Annotated in this window: 25 protein-coding genes; 16 read left to right on the forward strand and 9 right to left on the reverse strand. The window is 55.9% G+C overall.

Annotation, left to right across the window (positions count from 1 at the left end):
* Window positions 1–49: 49 nt before the first annotated feature.
* The 7 genes from hutI (at window position 50) to AC6I8E_RS05910 (ending at window position 6,993) form a co-directional block, all read left to right on the forward strand.
* Window positions 50–1,267, forward strand: a complete 1,218-nt coding sequence (gene hutI, locus AC6I8E_RS05880; protein WP_278497048.1) for an imidazolonepropionase — start codon at window positions 50–52, stop codon at window positions 1,265–1,267.
* Window positions 1,264–2,055, forward strand: a complete 792-nt coding sequence (hutG, locus tag AC6I8E_RS05885; protein WP_107319451.1) for an N-formylglutamate deformylase — start codon at window positions 1,264–1,266, stop codon at window positions 2,053–2,055. Before hutI ends, hutG begins: the two co-directional genes overlap by 4 nt.
* A gap of 307 nt (window positions 2,056–2,362) precedes the next feature.
* Window positions 2,363–3,211 carry a transporter substrate-binding domain-containing protein gene (locus AC6I8E_RS05890; RefSeq protein WP_497824529.1) on the forward strand — a complete coding sequence of 283 codons (849 nt, stop codon included), beginning with the start codon at window positions 2,363–2,365 and terminating at the stop codon, window positions 3,209–3,211.
* 12 nt (window positions 3,212–3,223) lie between these two features.
* The gene (locus AC6I8E_RS05895) at window positions 3,224–3,943 is read left to right on the forward strand and encodes an ABC transporter permease (RefSeq protein WP_013357242.1); all 720 of its coding nucleotides are present in this window, start codon (window positions 3,224–3,226) and stop codon (window positions 3,941–3,943) included.
* An 8-nt stretch (window positions 3,944–3,951) separates the two neighbouring features.
* On the forward strand, window positions 3,952–4,692 hold the full coding sequence (locus tag AC6I8E_RS05900; protein WP_497824530.1) for an ABC transporter permease: 741 nt from the start codon (window positions 3,952–3,954) through the stop codon (window positions 4,690–4,692).
* Window positions 4,685–5,479 (forward strand): ABC transporter ATP-binding protein, encoded by a 795-nt coding sequence (locus AC6I8E_RS05905; RefSeq protein WP_497824531.1) that lies wholly within the window; start codon window positions 4,685–4,687, stop codon window positions 5,477–5,479. Before AC6I8E_RS05900 ends, AC6I8E_RS05905 begins: the two co-directional genes overlap by 8 nt.
* Window positions 5,476–6,993 (forward strand): HAL/PAL/TAL family ammonia-lyase, encoded by a 1,518-nt coding sequence (locus tag AC6I8E_RS05910; RefSeq protein ID WP_497824532.1) that lies wholly within the window; start codon window positions 5,476–5,478, stop codon window positions 6,991–6,993. Before AC6I8E_RS05905 ends, AC6I8E_RS05910 begins: the two co-directional genes overlap by 4 nt.
* Window positions 6,994–6,996: 3 nt before the next feature.
* On the opposite strand, the gene AC6I8E_RS05915 is transcribed toward AC6I8E_RS05910, so the two are convergent.
* The gene (locus AC6I8E_RS05915) at window positions 6,997–7,629 is read right to left on the reverse strand and encodes a flavin reductase family protein (protein WP_497824533.1); all 633 of its coding nucleotides are present in this window, start codon (window positions 7,627–7,629) and stop codon (window positions 6,997–6,999) included.
* A gap of 141 nt (window positions 7,630–7,770) precedes the next feature.
* Here AC6I8E_RS05915 and rlmF point away from each other — a divergent pair, with 141 nt between their 5' ends.
* Window positions 7,771–8,703, forward strand: coding sequence for a 23S rRNA (adenine(1618)-N(6))-methyltransferase RlmF (gene rlmF, locus AC6I8E_RS05920; protein ID WP_135909590.1), 933 nt, complete (start codon window positions 7,771–7,773; stop codon window positions 8,701–8,703).
* 307 nt (window positions 8,704–9,010) lie between these two features.
* On the opposite strand, the gene glnQ is transcribed toward rlmF, so the two are convergent.
* The 5 genes from glnQ to rhtA form a co-directional block, all read right to left on the reverse strand.
* A complete protein-coding gene (gene glnQ, locus AC6I8E_RS05925; protein ID WP_010254327.1) occupies window positions 9,011–9,733 on the reverse strand; it encodes a glutamine ABC transporter ATP-binding protein GlnQ in 723 nt (240 codons plus the stop codon).
* Window positions 9,730–10,389, reverse strand: coding sequence for a glutamine ABC transporter permease GlnP (glnP, locus tag AC6I8E_RS05930; RefSeq protein WP_013357248.1), 660 nt, complete (start codon window positions 10,387–10,389; stop codon window positions 9,730–9,732). The genes glnQ and glnP overlap by 4 nt, the downstream gene beginning before the upstream one ends.
* 78 nt (window positions 10,390–10,467) lie before the next feature.
* Window positions 10,468–11,214, reverse strand: a complete 747-nt coding sequence (glnH, locus tag AC6I8E_RS05935) for a glutamine ABC transporter substrate-binding protein GlnH (protein WP_013357249.1) — start codon at window positions 11,212–11,214, stop codon at window positions 10,468–10,470.
* Window positions 11,215–11,533: 319 nt separating this feature from the next.
* Complete coding sequence (gene dps, locus AC6I8E_RS05940) at window positions 11,534–12,037, reverse strand: DNA starvation/stationary phase protection protein Dps (protein WP_013357250.1); 504 nt, start codon at window positions 12,035–12,037, stop codon at window positions 11,534–11,536.
* Window positions 12,038–12,362: 325 nt separating this feature from the next.
* On the reverse strand, window positions 12,363–13,277 hold the full coding sequence (gene rhtA / locus AC6I8E_RS05945) for a threonine/homoserine exporter RhtA (protein WP_013357251.1): 915 nt from the start codon (window positions 13,275–13,277) through the stop codon (window positions 12,363–12,365).
* A 368-nt stretch (window positions 13,278–13,645) separates the two neighbouring features.
* Here rhtA and ompX point away from each other — a divergent pair, with 368 nt between their 5' ends.
* The gene (gene ompX / locus AC6I8E_RS05950) at window positions 13,646–14,158 is read left to right on the forward strand and encodes an outer membrane protein OmpX (protein ID WP_013357252.1); all 513 of its coding nucleotides are present in this window, start codon (window positions 13,646–13,648) and stop codon (window positions 14,156–14,158) included.
* Between the two features lie 241 nt (window positions 14,159–14,399).
* On the opposite strand, the gene AC6I8E_RS05955 is transcribed toward ompX, so the two are convergent.
* Window positions 14,400–14,591: a hypothetical protein gene (locus tag AC6I8E_RS05955; protein WP_033782439.1), complete on the reverse strand. Its 192-nt coding sequence runs from the start codon at window positions 14,589–14,591 to the stop codon at window positions 14,400–14,402.
* Window positions 14,592–14,844: 253 nt separating this feature from the next.
* Between AC6I8E_RS05955 and mntR the strand changes: the two genes are divergently transcribed.
* The 7 genes from mntR (at window position 14,845) to AC6I8E_RS05990 (ending at window position 23,865) form a co-directional block, all read left to right on the forward strand.
* The gene (gene mntR, locus AC6I8E_RS05960; RefSeq protein ID WP_010254350.1) at window positions 14,845–15,303 is read left to right on the forward strand and encodes a manganese-binding transcriptional regulator MntR; all 459 of its coding nucleotides are present in this window, start codon (window positions 14,845–14,847) and stop codon (window positions 15,301–15,303) included.
* Between the two features lie 20 nt (window positions 15,304–15,323).
* Window positions 15,324–16,433, forward strand: coding sequence for an SLC13 family permease (locus AC6I8E_RS05965; protein ID WP_095707474.1), 1,110 nt, complete (start codon window positions 15,324–15,326; stop codon window positions 16,431–16,433).
* Between the two features lie 149 nt (window positions 16,434–16,582).
* Window positions 16,583–17,728 carry an HlyD family secretion protein gene (locus AC6I8E_RS05970; protein ID WP_033782445.1) on the forward strand — a complete coding sequence of 382 codons (1,146 nt, stop codon included), beginning with the start codon at window positions 16,583–16,585 and terminating at the stop codon, window positions 17,726–17,728.
* Window positions 17,725–19,293, forward strand: coding sequence for a DHA2 family efflux MFS transporter permease subunit (locus tag AC6I8E_RS05975; RefSeq protein ID WP_013357256.1), 1,569 nt, complete (start codon window positions 17,725–17,727; stop codon window positions 19,291–19,293). The genes AC6I8E_RS05970 and AC6I8E_RS05975 overlap by 4 nt, the downstream gene beginning before the upstream one ends.
* 1 nt (window position 19,294) lies before the next feature.
* Complete coding sequence (locus tag AC6I8E_RS05980) at window positions 19,295–20,824, forward strand: efflux transporter outer membrane subunit (RefSeq protein WP_497824534.1); 1,530 nt, start codon at window positions 19,295–19,297, stop codon at window positions 20,822–20,824.
* Window positions 20,825–21,692: 868 nt separating this feature from the next.
* On the forward strand, window positions 21,693–22,094 hold the full coding sequence (locus tag AC6I8E_RS05985; protein ID WP_003850507.1) for an H-NS family histone-like protein: 402 nt from the start codon (window positions 21,693–21,695) through the stop codon (window positions 22,092–22,094).
* 178 nt (window positions 22,095–22,272) lie between these two features.
* On the forward strand, window positions 22,273–23,865 hold the full coding sequence (locus AC6I8E_RS05990) for an ABC-F family ATPase (RefSeq protein WP_033782451.1): 1,593 nt from the start codon (window positions 22,273–22,275) through the stop codon (window positions 23,863–23,865).
* 303 nt (window positions 23,866–24,168) lie between these two features.
* On the opposite strand, the gene moeB is transcribed toward AC6I8E_RS05990, so the two are convergent.
* On the reverse strand, window positions 24,169–24,945 hold the full coding sequence (gene moeB / locus AC6I8E_RS05995; RefSeq protein ID WP_195857186.1) for a molybdopterin-synthase adenylyltransferase MoeB: 777 nt from the start codon (window positions 24,943–24,945) through the stop codon (window positions 24,169–24,171).
* Window positions 24,946–26,181: a molybdopterin molybdotransferase MoeA gene (gene moeA, locus AC6I8E_RS06000; RefSeq protein ID WP_497824535.1), complete on the reverse strand. Its 1,236-nt coding sequence runs from the start codon at window positions 26,179–26,181 to the stop codon at window positions 24,946–24,948.
* Window positions 26,182–26,324 lie beyond the last annotated feature (143 nt).

Below are 26,324 nucleotides of genomic sequence, written 5' to 3' on the forward strand. Positions count from 1 at the left end.
ATATACATACTTTGAGGCACAGTGTAAACGGCGGAGGCATGAGGCAGCGATGACAGAAGAGATGCGCGTAGAGGCGGTGTGGACGGGGGCCGACCTGGTCACCATGCGTGACGGAAAGTACCATCTGATCCCACAGGGCGCACTGGTGTTGCGGGCGGGCAGGCTGGTGTGGGTCGGGCCTGAAGCGGAGATGCCCGCCTTCGTCGCCGATCGGCATCATCGTCTGCCAGGCGGTATCGTGACGCCGGGGCTGGTGGATTGTCATACTCACCTGGTGTTTGGCGGCGACCGCAGCCAGGAGTTTGAACAGCGTCTGAATGGCGTCAGCTACGCAGAGATTGCCGCGCAGGGCGGGGGCATTCTCTCCACCGTGCGCGCCACCCGCGCGGCGACGGAAGAGGAGCTGGTGGCCTCGGCCCGCTGGCGACTCGACCGCCTGCTGGCTGAGGGTGTCACCACCGTGGAGATCAAGTCCGGCTATGGTCTGGATGAAGAGAGCGAATTGCGGATGCTACGGGCGGTTCGTCAGCTGGGCGAGAGCGTGGCCGCCGATGTCCACGCCACCTGCCTGGCGGCGCACGCCTTTCCGCCGGAGTTTAAGCACGATCCGGATGGCTGGGTCGACATCATCTGCGACCGTCTGCTGCCGCAGGTTCAGGCGCTGGGGCTGGCGGATGCGGTGGATGCCTTCTGCGAGCATCTCGCCTTTTCCCCGGAGCAGGTGGCGCGGGTGTTTGACCGGGCGGTGGCGCTGGGCATGCCGGTGAAGCTGCATGCAGAACAGCTTTCCGCGCTGGGCGGTGCTGCACTGGCGGCCCGCTATGGTGCGCTTTCAGCTGATCATCTTGAATATGCCACCGAAGAGGATGCCAGGGCGATGGCGCAGCATGGCACCGTGGCGGTGCTGCTGCCCGGTGCGTTTTATCTGCTACGCGAAACCCAGCGTCCGCCGGTGGATCTCTTCCGCCGCCACGGCGTGCCGATGGCGCTGGCCAGCGATGCCAATCCCGGCACCTCGCCCGCGCTGTCGCTGCGTCTGATGCTCAATATGGGCTGTACGCTGTTTGGCATGACGCCGGAAGAGGCGCTGGCGGGCGTCACCCTGTGGGGGGCAAAAGCGCTGGGGCTGGCGGAGAGTCACGGCTCGCTGGAGGCGGGTAAAGTGGCAAACTTCGTCCACTGGCCGCTGGCACGTCCGGCAGAACTGGTTTACTGGCTGGGTGGTGAACTGCCCTGTACCGTTATCTATCGTGGAGAACCGCAATGAACCCTTTCTATTTTTCCCAGGGCAGCCTGCCGCTGCTGGTCAGCATTCCCCACGCCGGTACTGAACTGACGCCTGAGGTAGACGCCGGATTGAGCGAGGCCGCGCGCGGCCTGCCTGACACCGACTGGCACATCCCGCTGCTGTATGATTTTGTGCGTGACCTCGGGGCCAGTGTGTTAATCGGCCGCTATTCCCGTTTTGTGGTCGATCTTAATCGTCCGCCCGATAATCAGCCACTCTATACCACTGCCACCACCGGCCTGTTCCCGGAAACCCTGTTCGACGGCACGCCAACCTTTGCACCAGGCAAAACGCCCGATGCCACAGCGCGTCAGAGCTACATCGAGCAGATCTGGCAACCTTACCATCAGCAGATTCAGCAGGAGCTGGCGCGGCTTAAAGCGCAGCACGGCTATGCGTTGCTGTTTGACGCGCATTCCATCGCCAGTGAAATCCCCCGCCTGTTTGAGGGGCGGCTGCCCGATATCAACATCGGCACCAACGATGGCGCGAGCTGCACGCCTGAAATGAGCGCGGCGATTGAGGCGGTGTGTGCGGCCCAGACCGACTACAGCTGGGTGCTCAACGGCCGCTTTAAAGGCGGTTACATCACCCGCGCCTATGGCCAGCCTCAGCAGCAGATTGAGGCAGTTCAGCTGGAACTGGCGCAGCTGAACTACATGGATGAAACCCCGCCTTATGCCTGGCAGCAGGCGCGTGCCGCAGGGTTACAAAAAGTGTTAAAGGCGATGATCCACGCCATGCTGGCGCAGGCCAGACCGCAATAAATCTGCGATGCGCCGCCCTGGTGCAGCGCTGCGCTAATCGGGTGCAGGTGAGAGCAGCCTGTCTGGCTGCTCCCTTGCTTCCGCCTCCATTCGTCGCTTTTGCAGAGCTGGCATAACCTTTGCTTGGTTGTATGTACAAGTGCTGCAGCGCGTGCTCAATCTGAATAAATCCCGTCTGGCTCACAAAATGATAAAGCCGGCAATGAACTGCACTGCGTTAACTTGTATATACATGACATATCATCCTGTGAAATTTATGTTAAATCTTGCAGGGCGATCACCAGGCCGCTACTTTCAGGAGAATCGTATGACGCACCCTCTGACCCTTCGTCGTTTATGTCTCACTACGCTGGTTTCCAGTCTGCTGCTCTGTGGCGTCAGCGCCCAGGCTAAAGAGTGGAAGTCGATCACCATTGCCACTGAAGGCAGTTATGAACCCTGGAACCTCACCCTGCCGGGCGGTAAGCTGGGCGGTTTCGAACCAGAGCTGATGGCGGATCTCTGCCAGCGCATGGCGATTCAGTGCAAGCTGGTGGTACAGAACTGGGATGGCATGATCGCCGGACTGAATGCCGGAAAATATGACGTGATCATGGATGCGATTGTGATTACGCCCGACCGCAAAAAAGTGGTGAATTTCACCGTCCCTTACGCCTCCACGCCCGCCACCTTTATCACGGTAAAAGGGTCACTGCTGCCCGCCGACAGTAAGATCGTCAAACTTACCGACGATGAAAAAACCATAGCGCCTGCCATTGCACCCCTGAAAGCCGCGCTGAAGGGAAAAACGATCGGTATCGCCTCCGGCACGGTCTACACGCCGTTTATCGACAAATACTTCAAAGATGTGGCGGATGTGCGCGAATACACCAGTTCAGCCGATGCGATCCTCGATTTGCAGGCCGGACGCATTGATGCGGTGTTTGACGATGTGACCTTTGCGCAGTCGATGCTGGCACGACCGGATAACCGTAACCTCAGCTTCAGCGGTCCGCAGCTGGGCGGCCCGATCTGGGGTGAGGGCGAGGCGTTGGGCGTGCGCATGGCAGACAACGATCTGAAAGCCCGACTGGATCAGGCGATCAAAGCCGCGCTGGCCGATGGCACAGTGAAAAAGCTGAGCGAGAAGTGGTTCAAAACTGACGTCACACCCTGAGAGAGGTAACGGATGATAAGCCTGCTGAGTTTTGGCCCGGACGGCTGGGGACGGTTGATTCTAAGTGCCACGCTGACCACGCTGCTGCTGTCGTTTGCCGCGCTGCTGGTTGGCGCGGTGGTGGGGTCGGGCGTTGCTGCCGCAAAGTTATCGCCGCACCGGGCGGTGCGCTGGCTGGGGGAAGGTTACTCGGTGATCTTCCGTGGCATTCCTGAGCTGCTGGTGATCTACCTGTTCTACTTCGGCGGATCGGGGTTGATCACGCAGATCGGACAGCTGTTTGGCGCGGATGGCTTTATCGAAGCGCCGCCATTTCTGATCGGGGCGCTGGCTATCGGGCTTATCTCCGGCTCTTACCAGGCGGAAGTCTACCGCGCCGCACGACTGGCACTGGCGAAAGGGGAGATTGAAGCCGCTGTCGCGATTGGCATGCCGCGCTGGCGCATCCGGCAACGCATTCTGCTGCCGCAGGTGGCGCGCTATGCGCTGCCCGGCCTGTCAAACGTCTGGCAGATGAGCCTGAAAGATTCGGCGCTGGTGTCGGTGACCGGCATTGTCGAGCTGATGCGGGCCAGCCAGATTGCGGCCGGTTCGACCCGTGACTACTTTTCCTTTTACCTGGTGGGCGGAGCCTGTTACCTGCTGCTGACGCTGCTGTCGAACCGCGCCTTTCTGCGCGCCGAATCCCGTCTTGGCCGCGCCTGGCAAAGCCGCACCGCTGCGCAGCATTAAGGAGACTTATGATCGATTTTGCGTTCCTCATTGACACCTTCCTTAAACTCAGCGCTGCACTGCCGGTCACGCTGGGCCTGTTTATCAGTGCGTTTCTCTGCGGAGGCGTGCTGGCAGTAGGTATTCTGGCACTGCGCATGAGCCGCTGGCGGGTGCTGAGCGCGTTTGCCCGTGGTTACATTCTGGTATTTCGCGGCTCGCCGCTGATGATTCAGCTGTTCCTGATCTACTACGGTCTGGGGCAGTTTGGCGTGATCCGTCACAGCGTCTTCTGGCCGTTCCTGCGAGAGCCTTTTACCTGCGCAGTGCTGGCACTGTCGCTCTGTACCGCTGCCTACACCGCGGAGATTCTGCGTGGTGCGCTGCTGGCGGTGCCGCCCGGTCAGGTGGAAGCGGGAATGGCCTGCGGTATGTCGCGCGGGCTGCTGCTGCGACGGATTATCGCGCCGGTGATGCTGCGTTACGCGCTGCCCGCGTACTCTACCGAAGCGATCCTGCTGGTGAAATCGACCGCGCTGGCCAGTCTGGTGACGGTGTGGGATGTCACCGGGGTAGCGCAGCAGATCATTCAGCGCACCTACCGCACCATGGAAGTGTTTCTCTGTGCGGCGGCGATCTACCTGATCCTCAACTTCATTATTGTTCAACTCTATGCCCTGCTGGAGCGGCGTCTGACGCCGGTACATAAACCGGAAAAAAAGCCGTTACTGACCGCTAAGCCGATTACCGGAGGAGAGAAAAATGTCTGAACTGCAACCCGTCACGCTGTCGGCCAGCGATATCCATAAATCTTTTGGTGCCTTGGAGGTGCTGAAAGGCATCTCGTTGCAGGCGCACAAGGGCGATGTCATCTCTATTCTTGGTGCCAGCGGATCGGGCAAAAGTACGCTGCTGCGCTGCATTAACCTGCTGGAGACGCCCGATTCCGGCGTGGTCAGCGTCGGCGGTGAAACTATTGAGATGAAGCGCCATGCACGCGGGCATCAGCTGGCGGCCAATCCGCGTCAGATTGAACGGCTGCGTTCCCGACTGGGGATGGTGTTTCAGAGCTTTAACCTCTGGTCGCATCTCACCGTGCTGCAGAATGTCATTGAAGGGCCGCACTACGTGCTGAAGCGCGATAAAAAAGCCTGCATCGCCCAGGCGGAACAGCTACTGGATCGGGTTGGTCTGCTGAACCGCAAAGACTTCTATCCCGCCCAGCTTTCGGGGGGGCAGCAGCAGCGGGTGGCAATCGCCCGTGCGCTGGCAATGGACCCGGAGGTGATGCTGTTTGATGAGCCGACGTCAGCCCTGGACCCGGAACTGGTGGGCGAGGTGCTGAAGGTCATGCGCAGCCTGGCGGAAGAGGGGCGCACCATGCTGGTGGTTACACATGAGATGGGTTTTGCCCGCAATGTCTCTAACCGGGTGGTGTTTATGCATCAAGGCACGATTGACTGTCAGGGCACGCCAGAAGCGATGTTCGGCGAGGCGGGATCGACGCGCTTTAAGCAGTTTATCTCCAGTCATCATCAGGTGGAGCCGGTGGTATGAGTGACGTGACGAAGCAGACGCGGGTCTGGGGCGATGGTCCGCTCAGGTGGCAGGAACTGGTGCAGGTTGCCCGGCACGGTGCCACCCTGACGCTGAGCGACAGCGCCTGGCAGCGCATCGCCCAGAGCCGTGAAATCGTCGGCAACATCGTGGCGGCGGGGCAGGTGGCGTACGGTATCAATACCGGGCTGGGGGCGCTCTGTAACATCACGCTGTCTGAAGATGAGCTGGGCCAGCTGTCGCGCAATACGCTGATGAGCCATGCCTGCGGCGTCGGGCCGGTGCTGAAAAAAGCGGAGGTGCGCGCCATTCTGTGCGCGGCGATTGCTAACTACAGCCACGGCAAATCGGGTGTCTCAGTGGCGCTGGTGCAGCAGTTGCTGGCGCTGCTGAATCTGCAGATTACGCCACAGGTGCCGTCGCAGGGATCGGTGGGCTATCTGACCCATATGGCGCATATCGGCCTGGCGCTGATTGGTATTGGCGAGGTGGAGTGGCGTGGCGAAATCATCCCGGCGCAGCAGGCGCTGGAACAGGCGGGGTTAGCCCCTTACCGGCCTGGCGCAAAAGAGGGGCTGAGCCTGGTTAACGGCACGCCCTGCATGACCGGCTTAGCCTGTCTGGCTCTGGACGATGCTGAACGTCTGCTGGACTGGGCGGATGTTACCGGCGCAATGAGCTTTGAGGCGCTGCGCGGACAGCTGGTGGCCTTTGACCCTGAGGTGCTGGCGCTCAAGGCCAGTCCGGGGATTCAGCGCAGCGGCGAACGTCTGCGCCAGTTGTTACGTGACAGCCCGCTGCTGAACGCGAGCGTCGGCATCCGGACTCAGGATGCGCTGAGCCTGCGGTCGATGCCGCAGGTGCACGGTGCCTGCCGCGATCAGTTCGACCATGCCGCCCGTCAGGTGGAGACCGAACTCAACGCCTGTACCGACAATCCGCTGATTCTGGGCACGCCACAGGCCTGGCGCGTGGTGTCGCAGTCACATCCGCACGGTGAGTCGGTGGCGATGGCCTGCGACCTGCTGGCGATTGCGCTGGCGGAGCTGGGCAGTATTGCTGAGCGACGGCTGGATCGGCTGGTCAATCCGCTTGTCAGCGGCCTGCCGCCGTTTCTGGTTGCGGAGCCTGGCGTCAATTCCGGCATGATGATTGCGCAATATGTGGCGGCATCACTCTGCGCGGAAAACCGTCAGCTGGCGCAGCCTGCGGTGCTCGATAACTATGTCACATCGGGATTACAGGAGGATCATATGAGCCTCGGCACCGGGTCGGCGCTGAAACTGCTGAAGCTGGTCAGCAATGTCGATCACATTATCGCGATTGAGTATCTGCTGGCGGCGCAGGCGCTGGAGTTTCATGGTGAATCAGAGCTGGCAGCGGGCACGCGGCTCGCCTGGCAGCTGTTGCGGCAGGTGGTTGATCGCTGGCAGCAGGATCGCTGGCTGGCCCCCGACATTGCCCGCGCGGTGGCGCAGATAAAAGCGCACCGGGCCGATGCGCTTATGGAGTGAGGATTATTTGCGGCGTGCGTCCGGGCGGACTAAATCAAAGCGCTGCGCTTCACTGATCCCGTAATAGGCACTGGGTCCGCCCGCGCGCAGAATCGGCTCGGCTTTGGCGGTCTGATAGATGCCCTCTTCAAGCAGCGATTCATCGATGTGGATCGCCACCGCTTCACCCATCACCAGCCAGCTGTCGAGCAGGTTACCGCTGGCATCCTGCAGCTGAATGAGTTGCGTCAGGCGGCACTCGAAGTTGACCGGGCTTTCCGCTACCAGGCTGGCACTGACCTGTGAAGCGGCCAGCGGCGTTAGCCCGGCAAAGGCGAACTCATCCTGATCGGCAGGCAGCGAGGCAGAACTTTCATTCATCGCTTCGGCCAGCGGACGAGTCGGCAGGTTCCAGACAAACTCTTTGGTCTCTGCAATATTCCGCACGCTGTCTTTCCAGCCGCTGCTGGCGAAACCGATAATCGGCGGATGATAGTTGAAGCAGTTAAAGAAGCTGTAAGGGGCCAGATTGTGTTGACCGCTGGCGCTGACAGAGCTAATCCAGCCAATCGGGCGCGGCCCGATGATGGCGTTCAGCGGATCGTGCGGCAGTCCATGACCAGCACGGGGTTGATAGGAATAGCGTTTCCGGGTCATAACGTCTCCAGCAGATGATTTTATTTATCTTAGCCCGACAGCATCACCCGACGGAATCGGAAAGAGGTAAGCGGATTGTGCGGGTTTATTTTCCGGCGCCTACAGCGTATTGTACGCGCGCCTGAATAATTGAGAGAACGTATGAAAAAGTCAGCCAGCACGTCGCCCTTCCACGCCCGCAATCGCCATCAGGGCGAATACGATTTTGCCGCGTTAACTGCTGCTCATCCGCCGCTGGCGGCGAAAGTCCGGCCTAACGGTTATGGCGTGCAGTCCGTGGATTTCGCGGACCCGGAGGCGGTAATGCTGCTGAACCAGGCGCTCATCAAACTGTTTTATGACATCGACTGGCAGCTGGCCCCCGGCTCACTCTGCCCGCCTGTGCCAGGGCGCGCCGATTATCTTCACTACCTGGCCGATCTGCTGGCGCTGGACAACAACGGCGCGATCCCGGCGGCGGACGTGCTGGATATCGGCTGCGGCGCAAACTGCATCTATCCACTGATTGGTGCGGCGGAATATGGCTGGCGCTTTACCGGCACCGAAATTGATGAAGCCGCCATCAAAGCCGCTAACCGCATCGTCGCGGCTAACCCACGCCTGACGCGCCAGATCCGTCTGCGTCGTCAGAAAAACAGCGATGCGGTGCTGGCGGGCGTGGTCAGCAAAAATGAATTTTTCAGCGCGGTGATGTGTAATCCGCCGTTCCACGCGTCGGCTGAAGAGGCGTCCTCGGGATCGCAGCGTAAAGTGCGCAATCTCGGGCTGGATAAGAGTGCGCCACTTAACTTTGGCGGGCAGCACAATGAGCTGTGGTATCCCGGTGGCGAAAAGGCGTTTATCGGCAAGATGATCGCCGAGAGCGTGGCGTTTGGTCGCCAGATTGGCTGGTTTACTTCATTAGTTTCGCGCAAAGAGAATTTACCGGCGCTGGAAAAACAGCTGCAGGCGCTCGACGTCGAAGAGGTGCGGGTGGTGAATATGGCGCAGGGTCAGAAGCAGAGCCGCTTCCTGGCGTGGAGTTTTATGCCTGCCGCACAGCGCAGCAAGCTGCTGAGTCGCCTGGGGAACTGAGGCATCTCATTACGCAGGTAACAGGAATCTCTCTGCTGAGAAAAAAGGACGGGCTGCGATGCGGCCGTTTCAGACTGCTGACAAACCCAATCAGGGTTGCTCTGGCAGCAACACATTAGCTAATAGCGCAGGGAACACGGACAGAGGAGGAAAGCGTCCCGCGCCATGGACGGCGCGGGCCGAGCGACCAGGGATGGTTTAAGCGACTTTCCGATCTGCCCGTGTTCCCTTCGCAGGGTCGGTCTCACAGCTGGGCAGGGCAGACTTTGCCAACAATCAAAACGGGCCGCTAAGCGGCCCGTTTTGATCAGGATACGTGCTGCAGGAATTCGCGCAGACGTTCGCTGGGGGGATTGCTGATCAGACTGTCGGGATCGCCATCTTCCGCAATCCGGCCTTTGTCGATAAAGATCAGACGCGAGGCGACCTTCTGCGCGAAGCCCACTTCGTGCGTCACAATCACCATCGTCATGCCTTCTTCCGCCAGATCCTGCATCACTTTCAATACTTCGTGACGTAACTCCGGGTCCAGCGCAGAGGTTGGCTCATCAAACAGCATCATCTTCGGCTTGACCGCCAGCGCACGGGCAATCGCCACACGCTGCTGCTGGCCGCCGGACAGTTCGGACGGGAAGTGATGCGCACGCTCTGCCAGACCTACTTTGCCCAGAAGCTCTCGTGCCAGCTGGCGTGCTGCCTCTTTGCTGGCACCGCGCACCCGGATAGGACCGAAAGCGACGTTGTCCAGCGCACTCATCTGTGGGAACAGATGAAACTGCTGAAACACCATACCCGCTTCCTGACGGATCAGACGGTCGTCGACTTTCGGGTCGTTAACGCGCAGGCCATCAACAATCAGCTCGCCGCTGGTGATCTCTTCCAGCTTGTTAATGCAGCGCAGCAGCGTCGACTTACCGGAACCGGATGGGCCGATAATCACCACCACTTCACCCTGGTTAATCTTCAGATCGATATTGTGCAGCACCTGGGTCTGGCCAAAATGCTTGGAGACATCTTTAAATTCAATCACAGGATTTTCACCCTTTTCTCAATGCGGCGCAGCACAAAGCTCAACACCAGCGTAATCACCAGATAGATGATCGCGACGGCGCTCCAGATTTCCAGAGCGCGGAAGTTCCCGGCAATAATCTCCTGACCCTGACGTGTCAGTTCGGCCACGCCGATAACGATAAACAGTGAGGTATCTTTGATGCTGACAATCCACTGGTTGCCCAGCGGCGGCAGCATACGACGCAGTGCCAGCGGCATAATCACGTAGCGCAGTGTCTCGCGGCTCGACAGGCCAAGCGCCAGTCCGGCTTCACGGAATCCCTTGTTGATCGACAGCACGGCACCACGGGTGATCTCGGCAATATACGCGCCGGAGTTAATCATGATGGTCACCACGGCGGCGGTGAAAGGATCAATACGCAGGTCAGGGAATGCCATCGGCAGCGCAAAGTAAATAAACATCACCTGCACCACGATAGGGGTGCCACGGATGATTTCGATAAACACCAGGGCGATGTTATTGGTGATCCAGCCACCGTAAGCGCGGGCAAAACCGGCCACCAGCCCGATAAACAGGCCGCCAACCAGGCCAATGATTGAGATAATTAAGGTCAGTTTGGCGCCTTCGAGCAGCGCTGGCATGGCGGGCCAGATGACGCTCCAGTCAAACTCCATGGTGTCACTCCAGATATGTTGCGATGGAAAAAAGCAGGGAAAAAGTTTCCCTGCTGAAATCAGATAACGGGCAAATTATTATTTAGGCTCAGTGCCGAACCATTTTTTATAAAGCGTGTTGTAGGTGCCGTTCTCTTTCAGGGTTTTCAGTGCGCCGTTTACCTTCTCACGTAAATCGTCGCTGCCTTTCGGGAAGGCGATGCCATACTGCTGCGCTTCAATCGAATCGCCTACCGCTTTAAAGCGGCCTTTACCCGCGGTGTGGATGAAGTACAGGATGTTTGGCGTGTCATGCAGCACCGCGTCTGCACGGTTGGTGCCCAGCTCCATGTAGGCGCTGTCGATGTTCGGGAACTGACGCAGATCTTTCGATTTGATGTTGGCTTTGGCGTACTCCACAGAGCCGGTGCCGCTTTTCACTGCGACGACTTTGCCGTTCAGATCGCTGATGCCTTTGATGTTGTTTTCATTGTTACGCACCATCACCTGCAGACCGCTTTTGTAATAGCCATCAGAGAACTCGATCGCTTTTTTACGTTCTTCGGTAATGGTGATACCCGCCAGTGCCAGATCGACATTGCGCGTTTGCAGTGCAGGGATAATGCCGCTGAAGTCCATTGGCTTCAGGGTGTAATCGAGCTTCAGCTCTTTCGCAATGGCATCCCACAGATCCACGTCAAAACCGACATATTTGTCACCCTGTTTGAATTCAAACGGAACAAAGGCGGTATCGGTAGCGACGACCAGCTTCTTTTCTGCTGCAGTGGAAGAGAGGGAGAAGGCCAGCGCCAGCGCGGCCACAGAAACTTTTAACAGTGACTTCATCATTTTTCCTTTTTTTACTACCAGGCGGCAGGGCCTGCGTTTGCGGCTTGTCATATGAAAGAATTATGCCAACTTTGCAAAATCCGCGAAATCAGAGAGTTAAATAACATAGCTGACACGATTTTGCAGTTAATTCTGCCATTGCACCTTATTGGTGCTCAATTTTGGTGCAGATAACTGTTTTGGTGCAAGCGGTAGTTTGCCTCAGATGTTAAGGCTGTGAAGCGGGGGAGGGAAGAACTGTTAACAGGGTCATAAAATTGCGGTAACACAGACGTAAAAAAGGCGGGTTTCCCCGCCTGATTGAGTGCAATACGTGTTATTCAATGTTGGCTTCGATGAACCACAGGAATTTGTCCAGATCGCGCGATGCCGCAGTAAATATGTCAGCGGTATCTTCGTCTTTTACTTCTGAAATCGCTTTACGGGTATCGTTCGCCACAACGCTGTAACGGTCTGCCAGCGCTTTCAGATGATCCTGCACACTGTGGATATTCAGCGGATAGCTTTTCAGCGGAGTCTTGTCATTCACAACCTGCGTGGTGCCCAGCGCCACGCCACCCAGTTGAACCACACGCTCGGCAATGGTGTCCTGATGGTCAGTAATCGTAGTGCGGAAGCCATCCAGCATCTCATGCACACCGATAAAATTAGCACCGCGCATGTTCCAGTGCGCCTGCTTAGTGATCAATGACAGGTCAATAAACTCGACTACCAGACGGTTTAACACCGCGATGGTGGCTTTCTTCTCATCTTCGGCCACGTCGTTGCGGGTATAAATCAGGTCAGAAGATTTCGTTTTAACCAATTTAGCGGTACTCATCGTTTCAGTCCTCTCTTTGATGGTTGTCCTAATCAAGTACCGGATAAGTATAGCAGCGCTTTTGAGCTTTGCAGAAACGACTTTGACGATGGATGAAATAGCGTGTGTCTTTATTAAAGGCCGAGCTGGACGGGTAAGGTTAAAGCTATGTTAAAATATAACTATTATTAAATAGTCATTTAAATCATAATATTATAAGCAGTTGTAAATAACAGGTAAGTGACTGTTTCAAAATAGGATGAGCCGTAAAGCGCAGCGGTTAAGAATAATTCTCATGCTGAGCATGATTGTTATTTCGCCCGCCAGCGTGGCGGGCTGAAATCGCTTATTTATGCCTGTCGTCTGATAATTCAACGCTGCTTAACTGATTCTTTTTCGGACGCATAGTCAGTGTTGAACCGGCTGAGGCGATGATGATGGCCAGCAGCGCCAGCCACTGAAGTCCGGTCAGCGTTTCCCCCAGAAACAGCATGCCGGAAAAGGCGGCCATGGCGGGTTCAAGACTCATCAGCGTGCCGAAAATGCGCGCCGGTAAGCGGGTGAGGGCGATCATCTCCAGTGAATAGGGAATGGCGCTGGAAAGCAGCGCGACCAGCAACGCGATCGGCATCACCGCCCATGTCCAGATGCCGCTTTCGGCGAACGTCAGCCCAAGCGGCACAAAAATGACCGAGGCGATAAGCGAACCGATGGCTACCGTTGCGGGGCCATGCTCTGCACCTGCCCGTTGTCCCGCCAGAATATAGATCGCCCAGCAGGCACCTGCACCCACTGCCAGCGCTGCGCCCAGCGGGTCAATCGCGGTCATGTCTGTACCAAACGGCAGCAGGAACCACAGGCCAATTACCGCCAGCAACACCCAGACAAAATCCAGTGGCCGGCGCGATCCAAACAGCGCCAGCGCCAGCGGGCCGGTAAATTCCAGTCCCACCGCCACGCCCAGTGGCACGGTACGAATCGCCAGATAAAACGTGAAATTCATGGTGCCCAGAGCCAGTCCATACATCAGCAGGGGCAGACGCTGCTCCCGGCTGAAGCGTAAACGCCAGGGCTTGAAAATGACACAGAGTATCAGGGTACCAAAGCCTAAGCGCAGTGCGGTAATCCCAGTGGCACCTACAGAAGGAAACAGGCTTTTTGCCAGCGAAGCGCCGCCCTGCAGCGACAGCATCGCAATCAGTAGCACGGCAATCGGCATGACTATCGGGGCAAGATTTTTGGAAGCGGGAGAGGCAGACATCCTGTGTACTTTTCCTGGTCAAAAACGTAATGAGTCAGCCAGTGTAAAGGAAATAGCGGGCAAAGAATCACGGAATCGCGTTTTAAATCTGACTTAACTGAGCAAATTTTGGCCAGAATCAGGGCCATTTAGGTAAAGAAATGTCAGGATTTTTTAGGATTTAACTTAAAGAACGAAATGAGCACAAAATGATTATTGCAGAAAGATGACGGATTTTATAAGAAAAATGAATGACATAGGATGTCGCATTAACTTCCTGTTACACCAAACTTTCTGTTAGACAACAAAATCCGGGCAGAGTTTCTCGCTATTTTTTGTTATATTTTCAGCGTTGTCAGGAGAGAAGTATTTTCACATTTGAGGTGGTTATGAAAAAAATTGCATGTCTTTCAGCATTAGCCTGTGTACTGGCAGTATCTGCAGGTTCAGCAATGGCACAGAGCACCGTAACTGGTGGCTATGCTCAGAGCGACTATCAGGGCGTGGCTAACAAAGCTAACGGCTTCAACCTGAAATACCGCTACGAAGACGGTTCTAACCCACTGGGTTGGATCGGTTCATTCACCTACACTGAAAAAGATCGTACCGAAGCTGGCATCTACAATAAAGGCCAGTACTACGGTGTGACCGGTGGTCCAGCTTTCCGTCTGAACGACTGGGCTAGCATCTACGGTGTTGTGGGTATCGGCTACGGTAAATTCCAGCAGAACGATACTGCATCACGCGCTAAAACTGATTCAAGCGACGTAGGCTTCTCCTACGGTGCAGGTCTGCAGTTTAACCCAATTCAGGACGTTGCGCTGGACGTTGGTTACGAGCAGAGCCGTATCCGTAACGTTGACGTTGGCACCTGGATTGCTGGCGTAGGTTACAGCTTCTAAGTTTAGCTTAGCTGACCTGCAAAAAAACGGCCCCTTGTGGGCCGTTTTTTATTGTGCTGATTTTACCCCGCTCGCCTTTCACCCCGAACCGATATCCGATGGCTTCTGCTATCCGCAGCCGATAACCAGCCGTAGCTGTTAATGCCGTAAGGCATACAGATTTCGTAGGCAAATAAGAAAAGGGATGAAGAAAGAGGGAAGTGAGCCTCTCAGTCGCTGGCTGAAAGGCGCTGAAGCAGGATTAGCCGCGCCAGATCAGATTCTGGCAGCGACGATCGGCAGGCTTATGGCCCAGCAGTTTCTCAATTAACATCAGACGCAGTGTGAACGGGGAACGCGTCAGCAGGCACAGCCAGGATTTCATCTCCGTGGTTGTTTTTTTCTCAGCCTGGAAGCATTTGCTGCAATCTAAGCAACATTTCAGGGTGCTCATAGAATCACCTCCCAATCATTGTCGACGCGGTAGTCAGCAGCCTGCGGTGAGAAACGTCATCACACCGGCGCAACAGAGGATCAACCGGGATCCCGCCTTTTGCTGCTTACATTATCAACAAATATAGCACTGGCTATATTGTTTAGCCAAGCCTAATGACGAAAAATTTGAGCTTCTTTGCGGCTGGTTTACAATGAGCGCAGCTAAATCCGTATAGCAGTGTCAATACGGGAAATAATAATGAGGAAGCTGAATGAGTCGTCGTGCTAAAAGCGTGGTTTCTGCGCCAAAAGGACCACTGAAAGATATTGAAGAGCATGTCGAAGGTTTTCGGCAGGTGCGTGAAGCGCATCGTCGGGAATTAATTGATGACTACGTTGAGTTAATCTCTGATTTGATTGGTGAATTTGGCGAAGCGCGTCAGGTCGATATGGCGGCCCGCCTGGGTGTTTCGCAACCGACCGTGGCGAAAATGCTGAAGCGGCTTGGCAGTGCCGGGCTGGTTGAGCAGGTGCCTTACCGCGGTGTTTTCCTGACCGGTGAAGGCGAGAAGCTGGCAGAGGAGAGCCGTGCCCGTCATCATATTGTTGAAAGTTTTCTGCTGGCGTTAGGCATCAGCCCCGAAACGGCCCGACGCGATTCAGAAGGTATTGAGCATCACGTCAGTGATGAAACGCTGGCTGTATTTAAGAAGTTCTCCGAAACCCGTTAACGCTAAGGCGTACCCTCACCATGCCTCAACTGCTTCGATCTTTTTTGCATGACTCTATTTTGCATTTACTAATCGTGATTGGTGTAGTTCTGGCATTTCTGGCGGATTTCCGCTGGGCCGCTCTGCCCGGTGCCGTAGACTGGCATACCATCATCACGCTCACCGGGTTGTTGATTCTGACCAAAGGGCTGGAAACCAGCGGCTACTTTGACGTGCTGGGGGGACGGCTGGTTGCGCGTTTCCGGCATGAACGGGCGCTGGCACTCTTTATGGTGCTGGCTGCAGCGTTGCTCTCGACGTTTTTAACCAACGATGTGGCGCTGTTCATTCTGGTGCCGCTGACGCTGACGCTGCGTAAGTTCTCCCGTTTACCTATCTCGCGACTGATTATTTTTGAGGCGCTGGCGGTTAATGCCGGATCGCTGCTGACGCCGGTTGGCAATCCGCAAAACATTCTGTTGTGGAGCCACGGCAAGCTGAGCGTGGTGGCATTTATCGTGCAGATGCTGCCGCTGGCCGCCTGGCTGCTGCTGAGTCTGGTGGTGTTAACCTGGTTCAGCTTTTCAAAGCGGTCGATTGATAAGCATGACAACCCGGAACAGCCGCAGTGGCAGAAGCCGCTTTTTATCGTCAGCGTCGTGTTGTACCTGCTGTTTATTGCCGGTCTGGAGCTGGAGATCACCGGCTGGATACTGCTGCTGATCCTCGCCACTTTCCTGGTGATGGCACGTCCGGTGCTGCTGCGCATCGACTGGAGCCTGCTGGCAGTATTTATCGCCATGTTTATTGACGTCTTCCTGCTGACGCGTCTGCCGGTGATGCAGGCGCACTTTGATGCGGTGGCGCATTTTGGCCAGGGACAGCTCTATCTGCTGGCGATTGGGCTGTCGCAGGTGATCAGCAACGTCCCGGCAACGATTCTGCTGCTGCAAAAAGTACCGCCGACGGATGTGCTCGCCTGGGCCGTTAACATTGGCGGATTCGGTCTGCTGCCGGGATCGCTTGCTAACCTGATTGCCCTGCGCATGGCGAAAGACAAAGCTGTCTGGTGGCAATTCCATCTCTTTTCCCTTCCTCTGCTGGCCTGGTCAATGGCCAGCGGCTGGCTGCTGTTGCAGTTACTCCATTAGCCCGGACGCATCCTGCTACGCCCATCAAGTGGCAGGATGTGCGCCATTCATCAAGTTTCGTAAAGTTGCACTGGATTTTGTCAATTTCCGAGATAAGGTTAACAGGACCTTTATGCCCGGAATCAGGGCCTTAGCCAGTGATGGGAACTATGAGCGAGAATAACCAACGCGATCAACACCAGCAGGACGCAGATAACGCGACGGATAAAAGCCGTCAGTCAGAGGAAAATCAGGACAACGACCAGCAGCCTGAGCGTAAACGCCCCGGTAAAAAGCCGCTGATTATTCTGGCGGTGGTGGTGGTGGTGATGCTGATTGTCGGCTTCTGGTTCTGGTTCTCTACCCGTAATATTGAAACCACCGATGACGCCTTTACTGAAGGCGATGCCGTTACCATTGCGCCTAAAGCGTCCGGCTATGTCGTGAAACTGCTGGTAAAAGATAACCAGCGGGTGAAGAAGGGCGATCTGCTGGTGGAAATCGATCCCAGTGATAACCGTGCTCAGCGTGAACAGGCTAATGCGCAGCTTGGCTTAGCGGTCGCACAACTGCATCAGGCGCAGGCACAGCTGGCGCTGTCAAAAGTACAGTATCCGGCACAGCGCGATCAGGCGCTGGCGGACCAGGCGAAAGCAGAAGCAAACTTGCTGAATGCGCAGGCGGATTATCGTCGCCAGCGTGGCGTTGACCCGCGTGCGACCAGTCAGCGTAATATTGACAGCGCATCCGCGCAGTTACGGTCGGCGCAGGCGCAGTTACAAAGTGCGAAAGCGCAGGTTGAAGTTGCGTCACAGGTCGCCCTGCAGATTCGTCAGCAGGAGACCAATGTTGAAGCGCGTCAGCAACAGGTTGAGCAGGCAAAGGCGCAGTTAAGTACAGCCGATCTGAATCTCTCCTATACCCAGGTTCGTGCGCCTTATGACGGGTTCATCACTAAACGTAACGTTCAGCTGGGCACCCTGGTGCAGGCCGGTTCCTCTCTGTTCTCGCTGGTCTCACCTGAGATCTGGGTCACGGCGAACTTCAAAGAGTCTCAGCTGCAACGGATGAATCCGGGCGACAAAGTGGACATCAGCGTCGATGCCTGGCCGGATATGAAGCTGGAAGGGCATGTCGACAGTATTCAGATGGGTTCCGGTTCGCGCTTCTCAACCTTCCCGTCAGAAAACGCCACCGGTAACTACGTGAAAATCGTTCAGCGCGTGCCGGTGAAAATCGTTATCGATAAGGGCCTTGATCCGAACCATCCGCTGCCGCTGGGTCTCTCGGTTGAACCGAAGGTAACGGTGGAATGAGTACGGCGCAGAGCTGGAAACCCGCCAGTAATCCGTGGTTAGTGGCGATCACGGTGACGCTGGCGGTGTTTATGGAGATCCTCGACACCACCATCGTTAACGTGGCGCTGCCGCATATCGCCGGTTCGCTCTCTTCCAGTTACGATGAGTCAACCTGGGTGTTGACCTCCTATCTGGTGGCAAACGGCATCGTGCTGCCTATCTCTGCGTTCTTCAGCCGGCTGTTTGGCCGTAAACAGTTTTTCCTGATCTGCATCGTGATGTTCACCATCTGCTCGTTTCTGTGCGGTATTGCCACGGAACTCTGGCAAATCATTCTGTTCCGCGTGCTGCAGGGCTTTTTTGGCGGCGGGTTGCAGCCGGTTCAGCAGTCCGTGCTGCTGGACTACTTCAAGCCGGAAGATCGCGGCAAGGCGTTTGGTCTCTCCTCTATCGCCATTATTGTCGCGCCGGTTATTGGTCCGACATTGGGTGGCTGGATCACCGACAACTACAGCTGGCGCTGGGTCTTCTTTATCAATATTCCGGTCGGCGTGCTGACCGTACTGGCCATTTATCAACTGCTGGAAGATCCACCGTGGGAGCGTAAATGGGCCAAAGGCAAACTGAAGATCGATTACATCGGTATCAGTCTGATTACGCTGGGGCTGGGTTGCCTGCAGGTGATGCTGGATCGTGGAGAAGATGAGGACTGGTTCGCTTCACACTTTATCGTGCTGTTCGCGGTGCTGGCGCTGGTCGGTATCGTCGGGGCCATCTACTGGCTGATGTATGCCCGTAAGCCGGTGGTCGATATTCTGGTGATGAAAGACCGCAACTTCTGGGTGGCTGGCCTGCTGATGGCTGGGATGGCGATGATTCTCTATGGCAGCTCCGTGGTGTTGCCACAGCTGGCGCAGCAGGATCTCGGGTACACCGCCACCTGGTCAGGGCTGGTGCTGTCGCCTGGCGCGGTGCTGATTGTATTGACGATTCCGCTGGTGCTGAAACTGATGCCGATTGTGCAGACGCGATACATCATCGCGTTTGGCTTCAGCTGTCTGGCCGTGGCGTTTCTCTACTCCTCCACCTTAACGCCCAATGTCGATTTTAAAACATTGGTGTTGATGCGCAGCGCACAGTCCATTGGGCTGGGTTTCCTGTTTGTTCCGCTTACGACTATCGCCTTTGTCACCATTCCACAGCGGCTTAATGCTGATGCCTCGGCGCTGTTTACCATGTTCCGAAACGTGGCCGGATCGATTGGGATCTCGCTGTCGACCGCGGCCATCACCGAACGCGAGCAGGTACGCTCGGCGCATATGGTGCATAACATGACGCCGCTGAACGAGCCGTTCAACATTACGCTTCAGCACTGGGCGCAGGCGATACGTGATTTTACCTCGGCGGTGGGTGATCCCGTTACGCTGGCAACCGGACAGCTCTATCAGGAGATGATTGCGCAGTCGCGCATCCTCGCTTACATCGATGTCTTCTCAGGCCTGAGTATTGTCGCCCTGATTCTGATTCCATTTTGCTGGCTGCTTTCGCCGATTAAGAGCGAAGGCAGTGCAGGAGCACACTAACATGAAGGTTTATTTCTCTCATCGCCTGAAACCCCTGAGTTTACTGCTGGCCCTGGGGCTGGCAGGCTGCGCCGTCGGACCTGACTATCAGGCACCGAAACCCGTCGTGCCGGGCAGCTACAACACGCTGGATTCGCAGGAGGCGTCAAAACCGCAAACTGCCGCCATTAATTCACGCTGGTGGCGTAGCTTCAACGATCCACAGCTCGACAGCCTGATTGAGCGGGCGATCGCCGGTAACCTGAGCCTGCAGCAGACGGTGCTGCGCATTGCCGGGGCGCGTGAACAGCTGACACAGGCGCAGGGGAGTCTGTTGCCGAGTCTGAGCGGTTCGGCCAAAGTGACGCGACAGCAGCTTGGACTTAAAGGCTTGCTGGAATCCAATGGTGCGACCGATCAGCTCGACAGCAACGTGGCCAGCCAGCTCAATGGCCTGACCCAGCCGGTTAACCTTTATCAGGGTAGCTTTGATGCCAGCTGGGAACTTGATCTGTGGGGCAAAGTGCGCCGTCAGGTTGAGGCCGCTAATGCACAGCAGCAGGCGGCGATAGAGCAGCGCAATGATGCGCTGGTCTCACTGGAAGCCGAAGTAGCGCGAGCCTGGCTGCAGCTGCGAGGCGCGCAGAGCACCATTCAGACGCTGCAGCAGCAGATTGAGGTAGCGCAGCAGACCACCGAGCTTACGCAGAGTCAGCAGCAGAATGGACTGGCACCGCTGACCGATGTGGAAAATGCCCGAGCCCAGCTCAGCACGCTGCAGGCGCAACTGCCGCAGTATCAGTCACAGGCACGACAGGCGATGAACGGGCTGGCGGTGCTGCTTGGTAAAACGCCGGGTGCGCTGGATGCTGAACTCAGTACGCCAAAAGCGTTACCACCGCTACCGCAGTTTGTCCCGGTGGGTATTCCCTCCACGCTGGCACGTCGTCGTCCCGATATTCGTCAGGCTGAAGCGACGCTGCATGCTCAAACCGCTGAGATTGGCGTGTCTGTGGCGCAGCTTTTCCCGAGCCTGTCACTGACGGGTCAGCTGGGCCTGCGCAATACCGACGTCAGCTATCTGGATAACTGGAGCAGCCATTTCTACAGTTACGGTCCGTCGCTGTCGATTCCGATCTTCCAGGGTGGACAGCTGGTGTCGAGCGTCAAACTCGCCCGGGCACAGCAGGCCAGCGCCGCACTGGATTACCGTCAGACGGTGCTGACGGCATTGCAGGATGTGGAGAATGCGCTGGTCAGCTATCGCGCCGATCAGCAGCGTGTCACTGCGCTGGATGAGACGACCGGTGCCCTTCAGCGCGCCTTTGATCTCGCCAGCGACAGTTACCGGCAGGGGCTTTCAACCTTCCTTGAGGTGCTGGATGCACAGCGTCAGCTGGCGCAGGCACAGGAGCAGGCGACACAGGCGCGGATGCAGAGCGCTCTTGATTTAGTTGCGCTCTATAAAGCGCTGGGCGGCGGTTGGGAAACGTACCAGAACGTTGAAATGCCGCAATATCCGGTATTTGGCCCGGCCACCCAGGCAAATTAGTCCTCTGGCGGTCGCTGCCTCTGTGCAGTAACCGCCCTTAATCTTTCTTCCTGTCAGCATTACGTCAGAGGCTGACAGCCTCTCCCGGCGATTGATGATTATCTAACCTGTTGAATAACCAGGTGTCTCACCGACGCTCTGCCCGACACAGGCAGCAGAAAATAAACGCGTGATAAGCACAGGGTTATTTTAAGCAACCGAGAAGCGACGTTATTTTTATGTTGCTGGTCTATTCTGATTCAGCTTTTTGAACTCTGTCACCTTTCTGAATTTATTTCCTGAACGGATTTTTTAAGTCGCCTCATGAGCAGGCAGGTAACCCGGGCGCAACTATTCCTCCGCCTGCGTCAGGTAGAACTGTTATTGCACAGCTGAGGGAACTGCGAATAATCTGACTCTGCTGCTAAACGCAGCGGCAAAAAAAAGTTAACAGATAGCAGCGGGCATTATTAAAAATTCATCAGGGCGTTAATTATTTTGGGCTATTTAACGGCCTGGAGGGCGATTTTTAAGCATAATCTGTAAGCTGGTGTGACTGAGATCGCGATCAGAGCATGTTTTTAATCGGCTATCAGCAGGTGCGCATCGGTAAATAATGATGCTGTAAAAACCCACTTTAGTAGATAAGGTAAACGGTCAGCTTTCGGTATAAAGCCTCTGAAATCGTTTTCAACAATGGAACCGGAGCACGATTTGTTGTTAATTCAGCGTTAATAAAACGTCAGGCACTGCCGATTTTAATAGTGCTGTTTTGTCTGAATTAATACTTAAGAATTATCTGTAGCGTAAAAATAATTTATTTTTTTATTTGAATTAGGTAATCTTGGCGCTACAGTTTTATTAACCCCCCTTAATCAAGGACATTGTGATGAGTGACGCATTTAAAGTACTGAACAATATTCGCACATTACGTGCCCAGGCTCGTGAACTGCCACTGACCGATCTTGAAGAGATCCTGGAAAAATTAACCGTTGTTGTTACTGAGCGCCGCGAAGAAGCAGAAGCGGAAGAGACGCAGAATCGCGAAAAAGAAGAAAAGCTGTCTAAATATCGCGAAATGCTGCTGGCTGACGGCATCGATCCTAATGAATTATTAGGTGCGCTGGAAAGCGGAAAAAAACGCACCAAGCGTGCGCCGCGTCCGGCTAAATATTCTTACACCGATGAAAACGGTGAGCAGAAATCATGGACAGGTCAGGGCCGCACCCCGGCAGCGATTAAAAAAGCGCTGGATTCCGGTAAAAGCCTGGACAGTTTCCTGATCGATTGATCAACACAATCCTTGTAAGTGGGAGCCGGGGGGCCATTAGGGTCCTCCGGCTTTTTTATTTCTGTCGGGATATCAATCACCCCGCCAGGAATCCTCGCCTGACGCTGGCGTGCGCTGCGTCACATCTGGCATAATAGCCGCCGTTTTTTCATCCATTCTCTTCACAAAGGTCAATGCCGTGTTAGTTAGCAGCAATATCACCATGCAGTTTGGCAGCAAGCCACTGTTCGAAAATATCTCCGTTAAATTTGGCGGCGGTAATCGTTACGGTTTAATCGGTGCGAACGGCAGCGGAAAATCCACCTTCATGAAGATTTTGGGTGGCGATCTGGTGCCTTCAGGCGGCAACGTCTCTTACGATCCCAACGAGCGCATCGGTAAGTTGCGTCAGGATCAGTTCGCCTTTGAACAATTCAGCGTGCTGGACACCGTTATCATGGGTCACCATGAATTATGGGAAGTAAAGCAGGAGCGCGACCGCATTTATTCTTTGCCAGAAATGAGCGAAGAAGAGGGGTATAAAGTCGGCGATCTTGAAGCGCTTTACGGTGAGATGGATGGCTATAGCGCCGAGTCGCGTGCCGGTGAATTATTACTCGGCGTCGGCATTCCGGTTGAACAGCATTATGGCCCGATGAGCGAAATCGCTCCGGGCTTTAAATTGCGTGTGCTGCTGGCGCAGGCGCTGTTTTCTAATCCGGATATTTTGTTACTCGACGAACCGACGAACAACCTGGACATCGATACGATTCGCTGGCTGGAGCAGGTGCTGAACGAGCGTGACAGCACCATGATTATCATTTCGCATGACCGTCACTTCCTTAATATGGTCTGCACCCACATGGCCGATTTGGATTATGGCGAGCTGCGGGTTTATTCCGGTAATTATGACGAATATATGACCGCAGCAACGCAGGCACGTGAACGTCTGTTATCTGATAATGCCAAAAAGAAAGCGCAGATTGCTGACTTACAATCGTTCGTCAGTCGTTTTAGCGCCAACGCCTCTAAATCACGTCAGGCGACTTCACGTGCTAAGCAGATGGATAAAATTAAACTGGATGAAGTGAAAGCCTCCAGTCGTCAGAACCCGTTTATCCGTTTTGAGCAGGACAAGAAACTGTTCCGTAATGCGCTGGAAGTGGAAGGATTAACCAAAGGATTTGATAACGGTCCGCTGTTTAAGAATTTAAATCTGCTGCTGGAAGTGGGCGAGAAGCTGGCGGTAATCGGTGCCAACGGTATTGGTAAGTCAACACTGTTGAAATCGCTGGTGGGTCAGCTTACGCCAGATAATGGCACGGTGAAATGGTCAGAGAATGCGCGTATTGGTTATTACGCTCAGGATCACGCCGATGATTTTGCCAATGATCTGACGGTATTTGACTGGATGAGTCAGTGGAAACAGCCGGGCGATGATGAGCAGACCATTCGCGGTATTCTCGGTCGTCTGCTGTTTTCGCAGGATGATATTAAGAAGCCGGCCAAAGTGCTTTCCGGTGGTGAGAAGGGTCGTATGCTGTTCGGTAAGCTGATGATGGAAAAACCGAACATCCTGATTATGGATGAGCCGACCAACCACCTCGATATGGAGTCGATTGAATCGCTCAATATGGCGCTGGAGATGTATGAAGGCACGCTAGTGTTTGTTTCGCATGACCGCGAATTTGTCAGCTCGCTGGCAACCCGCGTGATTGAGCTGAAAGCAGACAAGGTGGTGGACTTCACCGGTAATTACGAAGATTACCTGCGCAGTCAGGGTATCGTCTGATAAAAACGGGGTGGCTCAGGCCACCCCGTTTTTTTTGGCCTGTGGTGCTGAGAATTTCATTGCTTATGACCCAGTAGTTAAGGGTTATAAGCGGGTTCAGGGGAAGTTCAGCATAGGCTCAGGGAGCATACGCCTTTCGCAAAGACGCAAAGGACGCCATCCATGGCATGCTCAGCGCGGGCGACTACGCACCTCAGGGATGAGGTGCGTAATCTCGCGGGCAGAGCGCCCAGGGATGGTTTAAGCGACTTTCCGATCTGACCGTGTTTCCGAAGCAGGCCAGGCATCACAGCTGTGCGAGCTTCAGGAAGCTGATGTTTTGCTAGCCCCACCGCCACACACTTCACAATGCGCGTCCTGCGCCACTTTCATGCTGCGGAACTCCGCGCTCATCGCATCGTACATCAGCAACCGGCTGGCGGCGGGCGTGCCAAAGGATGTCAGCACTTTAATGGCTTCCATCGCCTGCATCGCACCAATCACACCCACCAGCGGGGCCATAACGCCTGCTTCCACGCAGCTCAGGGTCTGTTCGCCAAACAGGCGGCTGATGCAGCGATAACAGGGGGTGCCAGGCTGCCAGTTGAATACGCTGATCTGACCTTCCATCCGAATTGCGGCGCCTGAAACCAGTGGTACCCGCTGCTGTCGGCAGAGCCGGTTAAGCTGCTCGCGAACCGCAACATTGTCAGTGCAGTCCAGCACCACCTGCTGTTGGGCAATCAGCGCCAGCAGCGCCGCATCGTCCAGCTGTCCATTAACCGGATGCAGCTGGCAGTGTGGATTGATGGCGGCCAGGCTTTGTGCGGCAGAGTCCACTTTAGCGCGGCCGATATCCGCGTCATGATGCAGGATCTGCCGTTGCAGGTTCGAGTGCGACACGGTATCGAAGTCCAGCAGCGTCAGATTGCCGACGCCGGCAGAAGCAAGGTAGGGCGCAGCCGCGCAGCCCAGCCCGCCCAGCCCGACGACCAGCGCGTGACTGGCTTTCAGCCGCTCCTGCCCCTCAAAATCAAAGCCGCGCAGAACAATCTGTCGGTTGTAGCGCAGCATCTCCTCATCACTTAATTCAGGCAGCATTTACGCCTCCAGCAGGGCGTTGAACGGTTCCACCTCAACCCATTCACCCGGTTCCACGTTGCCGCGATCCCGTTCCAGCACAATAAAGCAGTTCGCCTGGGCGAAAGAGCTGAAGACGTGCGAACCCTGCATTCCGGTGGTCTCCACCTCCAGTTCACCCTGTGCGTTCTGGCGCAGGATGCCGCGCTGGAAGTCGAGCCGGCCCGGTGACTTTTTCAGGCGCGAGGCGCAGCGCACTTTCTGACGGGGTGGCAAGGCGGATTTCTGCTGGCCCGTGAGGGTGGCAAGCAGCGGCTGCACCAGTTGATAGAAAGTGACGGCGGCGGAGACCGGGTTACCCGGCAGGCCACAGAACCAGCTGCTGTTAAGGCGGCCAAAGGCAAACGGCTTGCCGGGCTTGATCGCCAGCTTCCAGAAACTGATGGCACCGAGCTCTTCCAGCATGCTTTTGGTGAAATCCGCTTCACCCACAGAAACGCCACCGGTGCTGATCACCACATCGGCCTGCCGATCGGCTTCCTCAAATGCGGCGCGCAGAGCAGCGGGATCGTCTTTGATAATGCCAAGGTCGATGACTTCGCAGCCCAGCTTATGCAGCATCAGCGAGACGGCAAAACGGTTGGTGTCATATATCTGACCGTCTGCCAGCGGCTCACCGACCGGCTGAAGTTCATCACCGGTGGAGAAGATAGCCACCCGCAGTTTTCGTAGCACGCTGACCTCGGCGATACCCAGCGAGGCGAGCAGCGGCAGCTCGGCGGCACCCAGACGCGTACCCGCTTCCATCACCACATGGCCCGGCTGAATATCATCACCGGTCAGGCGAATATTCTGTCCCTGACGCACCGGCGCGGTAATGACAATCGCATCGCCCTGAGCTTCGGTCTGCTCCTGCATTACTACCGCTTCACAGCCTGCGGGCACCGGCGCACCGGTCATGATGCGAATCACGCTGCCCTGCGGCCACTCACCGCTGAACGGCGCGCCAGCAAAGGCCTTGCCTGCCACGGGAAGCGGTTGTCCGCTGCTGACATCGGCCAGCCTGACGGCGTAACCGTCCATCGCGGAGTTATCAAAGGGCGGCACGGCAATCGGTGAGGTGACTGCGGTTGCGGTGATGCGCCCGACCGCCTCGGCCAGCGGCACGCTCAGTGAGTCGGTGACGGGCGTCAGCTGTGACAACATTTTTTGTTGCGCCTCCTCAAGGGAGATCAAACCTGCAGTAAAACTTTCCATGAACAGTCCAGCCTGGTTATTTCAGATGCTGCCTATTATGGTGGGAATTGGTCGCTGAGTCACATCGGCGTCGGCCTGACCTGCCGGTCATTGCGACCAAAGTGAAATATGGCGGTAAGAAAAGGTTATAACCACAGGAACAG

The organism is Pantoea sp. X-Soil-YNGN-785, assembly GCF_059730585.1.